The 8,053-nt window shown below is 67.9% G+C and carries 5 protein-coding genes and 1 pseudogene; all 6 read right to left on the reverse strand.

All coding sequences use genetic code 11. The features are described from left to right. Positions 1–1,512 (reverse strand): M13 family peptidase (locus RMO97_RS00210; protein ID WP_310538556.1); only part of this gene is annotated, 1,512 nt, incomplete at its 3' end. 124 nt (positions 1,513–1,636) lie between these two features. Then, positions 1,637–2,653 carry a sugar kinase gene (locus RMO97_RS00215; protein WP_310538557.1) on the reverse strand — a complete coding sequence of 339 codons (1,017 nt, stop codon included), beginning with the start codon at positions 2,651–2,653 and terminating at the stop codon, positions 1,637–1,639. 92 nt (positions 2,654–2,745) lie between these two features. Further along, positions 2,746–5,592: a TonB-dependent receptor gene (locus RMO97_RS00220; RefSeq protein WP_310538558.1), complete on the reverse strand. Its 2,847-nt coding sequence runs from the start codon at positions 5,590–5,592 to the stop codon at positions 2,746–2,748. Between the two features lie 314 nt (positions 5,593–5,906). Beyond that, positions 5,907–6,242, reverse strand: a complete 336-nt coding sequence (locus RMO97_RS00225) for a DUF2322 family protein (protein ID WP_310538559.1) — start codon at positions 6,240–6,242, stop codon at positions 5,907–5,909. Between the two features lie 49 nt (positions 6,243–6,291). Continuing rightward, the gene (locus RMO97_RS00230) at positions 6,292–7,716 is read right to left on the reverse strand and encodes a L,D-transpeptidase family protein (protein WP_310538560.1); all 1,425 of its coding nucleotides are present in this window, start codon (positions 7,714–7,716) and stop codon (positions 6,292–6,294) included. Positions 7,717–7,962: 246 nt separating this feature from the next. Then, a pseudogene (locus RMO97_RS00235) lies at positions 7,963–8,053 on the reverse strand (2-deoxy-D-gluconate 3-dehydrogenase); the annotation flags it as partial.

Here is an 8,053-nt window from a genome sequence, read left to right on the forward strand (position 1 = left end):
CAGCGCATTGACCGTCTGGGGTGTCATGTACCACTCGCCGCGGTCCACGGGGCCGCCCAGCTTGGCCAGGTTGCGCCGGTACTCGAAGAGCTCGCCCCGCCGCCAATTGCCATAGGCGTCGCCGGCCACGATGCTCAGGCCCGAATAGTCTCGCCACCTGTCAGGGTAGCCCACGCCCACCTGGAAGTTGGCCAGCTTCTCATGGGCCTTGGCCTTGGTGGCCGGGTCCATCCAGTCCAGGCGGTCGATGCGCTTGCCGAAGGCGGCCAGGATGTCCTTCACCATCGCCTGAACCTCCGCCTTCGAGTCCGGCGGGAAGTACTTGGCGGTGTAGAGTTTTCCGATGGCCTCCCCCAGGGCGTTCCCGGTGAAGTCCACGCCCCGCTTCCAGCGTTCCGCCTGCTGCGGCGTGCCCGACAAGGCGGTGGCGTTGAAGGCGAAGCTCTCGTCCACGAAGGCCTTGGACAGGTAGGGCGAGCCCCGCTCCACGGCGTGGAAGGCCAGGTAGTCCTGCCAGGCCGCGATGGGCTCGGACCCCACCAGCCTGGCCTCGCCGCTGATGGCCGAGGATTGCCAGGCGCCGAACACTGGCTGGTCGGCCAGGCCCGCAGCGGTCAGGAACGCGTCCCAGTCCATGCCAGGCGCCTTACGGGCCAGCTCAGCGCGGGTCCACTGGACGTTGTTCTTCTTGATCTCGAAGGTGTCGGCCACGGTCCAGTGCGTCGCGGCGATCTTGGTCTCCAGGGCCACGACCCGGGCGGCGCGGGCGTCCACGTCGCTGAAGCCCGCCAGGCGCAGCTGGTTGGCCACGTGGGTCCTGTACTTGGCGCGCAGGTCCACATACTTCGCGCCCGCGTCGAGGTAGTAGGCGCGGTCAGGCATGCCGAGGCCGCCCTGGACGATGTAGGGCAGGTAGCGGCTGGTGTCGTTCAGGTCCTCCACGACCCACAGGCCGAAGAGACGCTCGGTCTTGGTGGTGGTGGCGTTCAGGATGTCCACGTCGGCGCGGATCGTGGCGCCCAGCTGGGCCGACAGATCCTTGCGGGTCTTGATCGCCGCGATCGCCGCCAGTTCCGGGGCCAGCGGGCGCGCCCCGCTCGCCTCGATAGCCGCCTCGTCCATGAAGCTGGCGTAGTAGTCGCCGATCATGCGGGCTTCGGACCCGGCCGGCCCCTGGGTCTTGGCCGCCGTCTCGATCAGCTCGACCGTGCGCTTGGAGGCGACCTCCCGCAGGACGGCGAAGGTGTTGTAGCTGGACCGGTCGGCGGGGATCTGTGTGGTGGCGGCCCAGGTCCCGTTGGCGTAGGCGAAGAAGTCGTCACCGGGCTTCACTGACCGGTCCATGCCGGCCGTGTCGAACCCGAAGGTCCCATAGACCGGCTTGGCCCTGGGCGCCTCAGCGACAGGCCCGGGCGGGGGGAGCTGGGCCGGCGGAGCCGCCCCCAGGCTCGCGCAGGCCGAGAGGATCACCGGCGCGCAGGCGGCCAGCAGCAGGACTTTCAGGTTGGTCATCGACGAAGGCTCCCAGGGGACCGGGCGCGTCACGGCGCGCTCTCAGCGTTTGAACCTTCATACACCGCAGCGGTGGTGGCGCCTCTGCGGGCGGATTAATCTTCTGTCATGAGGGCGCTGCGCCCTACCGCCGGACATCCAGGCTGTGGCTTGAGCGGACCGCCTCGACGTCGGCCACGGTGGCCAGGTTGAAGTCCCCCGGCGTCGCGTGTTTCAGCACCGCGGCGGCCACCGCGAATTCCAGCAGGTCGGCCTCGCCCATCCCGGTCAGCAGACCGTGGATCACGCCGGCGGCGAAGGCGTCGCCGCCGCCGATCCGGTCGATAATGGGGTTCAGGGGCCGGCTTTCCGTGCGCCAGGCGCCCTCGCGCGAGAACAGGAAGCCCGCCAGGTCGTGGTGGTTCACGGTGTGCTGCACCCGGTCGGTGCAGGCCAGGCGCTGGAGGTTCGGCCAGGCCTGGAAGGCCATGTCGGCGGCCCAGCGCCGCAGGCCATCGGCCTCCCCCCGCCCCCCGAAGGCCGCGTTGAGCACCAGGGCGATGTCGCGGTGATCGCCGAACACCAGGTCGGCCTGGCAGAGCATCTCCCCGAGGATCGCCGGCGCGTCGCCGTTCCAGGTCTGCCACAGGGTCGCGCGGTAATTGCAGTCAACCGAGACGGTCAGGCCAAGGCGCCGCGCGGCCTTCACCGCATCCACGGCAGCCTTGGCGGTGTCGGGACCGATGGCGGCGGTGACGCCAGAGACGTGCAGCCAGCCGGCGCCGGCCAATTCAGCGTCCCAGTCGACGCCCGAGGCGGCTCGGCTGAAGGCGCTGTCGGCCCGGTCATAGAGCACCTGTGACGATCGCTGGGCCGCGCCCGGCGTCAGGAAATAGAGCCCCATCCGCCCCGCCGCGAACCGGACGCCGGAGGTGTCCACGCCATAGCGGCGAAGCTCGTCCACGGCGGCATGACCCAGGCCGTTGTCAGGCAGGACGCTGAGCATCCGCGCGGCGTGGCCGAAGCGGGCCAGGGAGACGGCCACATTGGCCTCCGCCCCGCCGAAACTGACCTTGAGGGTCGGCGACTGCAGCAGCAGTTCGTTGTCGGGCGCGGCCAGGCGGACCAGGACCTCGCCGAAACAGACCACATCAGCCGCCACATTCGTCTCCCGTTCGAGCAACGGCCTACCCTAGACAAAGCGGCGCGCCGGGGAACCGGCGCGCCGTAGGTCTGCCCTCGGGGGATCTAGGCCTAGTAGGTGTAGCGCACGCCGATCAGGTATTCCCGGCCGGTGTGGTGGTAGAAGTTCATCAGGTCCTGGGTCCCGTTGAACTGGTCCTGGAACTCGTCGGTGAGGTTCACGCCTTCGAGGGTGAACTTCAGGTTGTCGTTCCAGGTGTAGGTGAACGAGGCGTCCACGTTCATGGTCTCGTTGACGCCATCATAGGCCATGCCGGCCTCCTGGCCGGGGACCCGGGTCAGGTAGTTGTCGCGGTGGCTGGCCGAGACGCGGGCGCTGATCTTGTCGTCCTCATAGTAGAGCGTGAGGTTGTAGGCCTTGCGTGACAGGCCGGTCAGGTCGTTGGTGGCCACCTTGGTCGTGACCCCTCCCACCGTCGCATAGTAGTCGATGGACGACTTCACGCTGGTGTAGTTGGCGATGATCCCGGTGTTGGCGAGCGGCCCCGGCAGGAAGCTGAAGGGCTGCTGGAAGCTGACCTCGAAACCGGTGAGATCGCCGCCGGGGGTGTTGATCGGCGTCGAGAAATTCCAGGTCGCCGACGGGCTGCAGCCGACGGTGGCCCCGCAGGCGGCGGTGGCGACGCTGTCGGGCAGGCCGAAGGGATTGCCGGTGAAGGTCGTCTGGGTGGACAGCGTCTGCACGAAGCTGTCGATCTCCTTCTTGAAGAAGGCGACGCTAAGCAGGGCTTCGGGCTGATAGTACCACTCGAAGGACAGGTCGTAGGCCTTGGCCCGGAAGGGATCGAGGTTCGGGTTACCGGCGGTCACGGTCCGCGACGAGCCCGAGACGCTGACGCTGGCGCCAGGGGTCAGGCTGCCCAGGTTCGGCCGCGACATGGTCTGGGCCGCGCTGAAGCGGACCAGGAAGTTCTCGACGGGTTCGATCACCATGTTCAGCGACGGCAGGGTGTCGTCGTACTCGCGGTCCACGGTGATCGGCACCGGGGCGCCGGCCAGGAAGGTGTAGCCCGAGGCGGTCTGCTCGGTCTTCACATAGCGGACGCCGATATTGCCGCGGAAGGCCATGCCAGCCAGCTCGGTGTCCCAGTCGGCCTGGACGAAGCCGCCCTTGTCCTTCTCGCCCACCGAGTTGTTGTTCGAGAGGGAGGGTTCCTTGCCCAGCGCCCAGGCCCCGCCGAAGGCGGTGGGATCGTTGAGCTGGAACAGGGCCAGCGCGCTGAAGTAGTTCGGCGAGATCCAGGAGCTTGTACTGCCGGCCGGAAGGCCCAGCCCCGCGGTGGGCAGGGTGACGGTCTTGGCGTAGGTGGAGGTGGCGATCGCCGCCACGCCGGCGGGGATCACGGTCTCCTGGTTGGTGGAGGCGCCGTTGGAGCGGCGCAGTTCCGTGCTCTCGAACTCGTACTGCTTCCAGGACAGTCCGCCCTTGAAGGTCAGGATGTCGTTGGGCTTCCACTCGAGGTCGAAGGCGGCGGTTTCGTAGGTATTGACCGCGCTCTGCGGCCGCATCCGCACCTGGATGAGCCTCCAGGCGCCGGGATTGGTCAGGTCGGCGTTCCCGTAGGTCAGCAGCGGGGCGCGGCCCTGGCCATAGTCGAACCGATAGCCGTCGACATTGAACTGGTCCCAAATGATCGTGGTCTGAACCGGGTTCTGGTGGTCGGACTCCGAGTGACCGGCCACGGCGTGGATCTTCAGCCTGTCGGAGAACGCATGGCTGAAGTCCAGGGAGTACTGGTTGAAGGTGGTGGTCAGCTCGTCGTAGCGGTCCTCGACCCGCAGATCGACGTCGTCGAACGTACCGGCCGTCATCACGCCGTTGGTGATGGTCGAGGAGACCACGTTGGTGTCGGCGATCCCGCAGGAGGTGTTGACGTTGGCCGCGGTGCAGGCGCCGCCGACGCTGAAGGACGGAGCTTCCAGGAACTGCTCCTCCCGGCTCCCGTCGAGCTTGGCGTAGAGGTAGTCAAAGGTCAGCTCGGTGGCGTCCGTCGGCTTCCATTGCAGGGCGAAGGTGGCGCCCAGGCGCTCCTGCTCCTGGTCATACCGATCGTAGCGCGGGAAGCGCGGATGGTAGGCGGCGTTGTTGGCCGCAGCGGCCGGATTGACGGTGGTGGGCAGGCCCGCGCCGTTCGGCAGGGCGTCGAAGCCCGGTGAGAATGAGGTTCCCGGGGCACAGCGCACCGTGGAGGCGCCGACGTCCAGCAGCGAGCGCTTGGAGTAGGCCAGGCTGAGCAGGGCTCCGAAGGTTCCATCGGCCCAGGTGTTGGAGATCATGCCGGCGGCGCGCGGAGAGGAGTCCTCCGACAGGGAATTGTAGCTGGCCTGGGCCGAGGCCACGAACTTGAAGCCATCATAGTCCAGCGGCCGCGCGGTGCGCAGGTCCACGGTGGCGCCCAGCGAGCCCTCTTCGGTCTCGGCCGCTGAGGTCTTCTGCACCGTGATCGAATTGAACAGGTCGGCGGCGAAGATATTGAAGTCGAAGGACCTGCCGCGATTGGTACCGCCCGAGGCGTCGGTGCCGCCGGCGGTGGTCAGGGCCTCCATGCCGTTGATCCGCACGCGGGTGAATTGCGGACCCAGGCCGCGGACGGAGATCTGACGGCCTTCGCCGCCGTCGCGGGCCAGGGCCACCCCAGAGATCCGCTGAATGGATTCCGAGAGGTTCAGGTCCGGGAACTTGCCGATGTCCTCGGCCAGGATGGTGTCGCCCGCCGTGGCGCTGCCGCGCTTCAGTTCGAGGGCCTGCTGCAGGCTGCCCCGGAAGCCGGTGACCACCACTTCCTCGACTTCGTTCTGCTGCGCGAAGGCCGGCGCGGCGGCCACCATGGCGAGCGCCGCCAGGGACGCGCCACTGAACAGCGCGCGCGTTTTCGTCCAAGACCGAGTGCGGACCATCTGTCCCTCCCTGTGCGAGGCCACCCGCGGCGTGAGGCCGTCAGGTGGAGGGTGCCAAACCAGCGCTCCTCGCGTTTCCCCATTTATGACACCGGTGTCATTGCCCGCTACGCGCCTTTGACACCGGTGGCAATGAGGATAGCCACGGTTCAGTCGTATTCGCAAGACCGGTCGCTTCAAACGCGAGCGGGCCCTGCGCGAAAGCTGTGCAGTGGGCCGGAAACGGTGATGGAGGTGGAAAAACCTTCGCCCTCCCCTCAAGGCGCAACGGTGAGGAGACATGGCTTCGGTCGTGGCGGTGGGCCGCGAGGCTTTCAGCTATCGGTCGGGATGACGTCTATCTGAAGCCGATGTCCACCCGCGGCGATCTCAAGCAGACGGTCGATATTGGGGTGCGCGCCCGGGCGGTTCCGGGCATCCGCCGTATGCTCGGCGAACATGGCCAAGCCGTGCTGCGCAGCGTTCTCATCCAAGAGATCGAAGGCATGCTTCAGGTATTGGTAGACGGCTAGCGAGCCCTGCTTGCCAGGCTGGTTCTCGATGCAAGCGACCACGTCGCCGCTTGCGTCCAAGAGGTCGATTCGTTGGACGCCCTCCACCGATGGCAATTGCTGGAGGTTTTCCTTGAAGGTCGGACCAGGTTGAATCATCGCGAAGCTGTCTCGGGTTCCAGTTTGGAGAACGAGTTTAAAACGCGGCCTACGGACCGGGCGAGGTGGGATCGGGCTCGGCCGTGGCCTCTTCCCGATCCAGGGTCGAACGCGGGCGGTCCAGGCCCAGCGCGGTGGCCAGGGTGATGTCCCAACCGTAGGGATCGGAGCGGTAGACCACCGTGCCCTGATCATCGACGAAGGCTGTGTGATAGAGCAGCCGCACCGGAATGCTGGCGGTCAGCGGCACCACGCCGGTCTTACCCGAGGCCAGGACCTCCTCGAAACGCTCCGAGGCGCCGTAGATCTCCGAAAGGTGACGCGCGAACTCCACGGCGTTCTCCACCCGCACGCAGCCATGGCTACGGTGGCGAGCGGCGCGGGCGAACAGGCTCTTGGACGGCGTATCGTGCAGATAGATGGCGTAGGGGTTCTGCATGTCGAACTTCACCAGGCCCAGGGCCGCGTTCGGACCCGCCCGCTGCACCACCCGGCCGCCGGTGACGTACATGCCCTGGCGGCGCATATAGGCCGCCCCGCGCGGCAGGATCTCGGCCCGCGCGATGCTGGCCGGCACGTTCCAGGGCGGATTGACCACCAGCTGGCTGAAGGCCGACTGCAGGCTCGGCGTCGCGCGGTTGGCGCTGCCCACCACGGTCCGCGCCGCCCAGTCCATGGCGCCGTCGCGGTAGAAGGTCAGGAAGGCCGCGGCCGTGTTAACGTCGATGCGAGTGGCGGGCGCCTCCCGGCGCAGCCAACGGCGCCGTTCCAGGTTCATCACCAGCTGGCGCGCGTGGTCGGTGGGCCCGGCGTTTAGCACCCCGATGGTGTTGTTGCCCACCTTGCCGGTCGGCTGCATGCCGTTCTCGGCCTGGAGGCGCTTGAGGGCCTCCGAGATCGGGGCCGTAAGGGTCTGCGACGCCATGGGCGGGCCGGTCAGGTGTCCGAGATCATACAGGCGCTGGGCGATGAGCGGGACGCGATAGTCCTGGCCGCCAGGCAGGATGGCACCGCCCTCCGGAATGGCCGAGGTTCCTGCCCGGCCGATCTGGGAGCGCAGCGCCACATAGGCCGCCGACAGGGCCTTGTACTCCGCGTCGCGCGGCGCGAGGCCGTCGAGCCAGGCGCCGATCTCACGCCGGTCTAGGGCCTGGGACAGGCCTGGCGCGACGTCCGTGAACTGGCGCTCCAGGGTAAACAGCTTGAAGATCTTGGTGGGGTCCACCAGCCCGCGCGACAGGGCCTCGGCATAGATGAGCGCCGCGAGCGTCAGGCCCGCCTCGCGGCTGGCGGCGTCGCGGGCGGCCGCCGGACGGAAGGCCGCGCCGTCCAGGCCGTGGTGGATGGCGCCTCCGAGGGCGCGATCGAACTGCCGCGCCAGATCATCCGTCCAGGCCGGCGTCCAGCCGCGCAGGGCGTAGAAGCGGCGCAGTCGGGGATCGGTCGCCACCGACTGCAGGACGCGAGGGTCCACGGTGGGATTTGAGAGAACCTGCGCGCTGGCTATGGCAGGAGCTGCCAGCCCCATGCCAAGGGCCCACGCGCCAAACTGCCGGCGCGTCGCCCGCGCCGGTTCGGCCTCGCCCTCCGGACGCCCTACGGCGTCACCGCCCCCGAACACCATCAAATTCAGTCCGCACCTGTACAGCGTCAGCTATGGGGCAACGCGCGAACCGCGGCTAGGTGGCTCACCTCGCAGGTGATCTTGGAAATTGACCGATCAGCGGGCGAGCCAGCCGCCGTCCACGGCCAGCAGAGTCCCGTGCACATAGTCGGACGCTGATGACGCCAGGAAGACAGCCGCCCCGCCG

The organism is Phenylobacterium sp. (assembly GCF_031425575.1).
Classification (GTDB): Bacteria; Pseudomonadota; Alphaproteobacteria; order Caulobacterales; family Caulobacteraceae; genus Phenylobacterium.

Coding starts and splice junctions, on each gene's coding strand:
- RMO97_RS00220 (WP_310538558.1), bottom strand. CDS start 5,592: ATGGTCCGCACTCGGTCTTGGACGAAAACGCGCGCGCTGTTCAGTGGC.
- RMO97_RS00225 (WP_310538559.1), bottom strand. CDS start 6,242: ATGATTCAACCTGGTCCGACCTTCAAGGAAAACCTCCAGCAATTGCCA.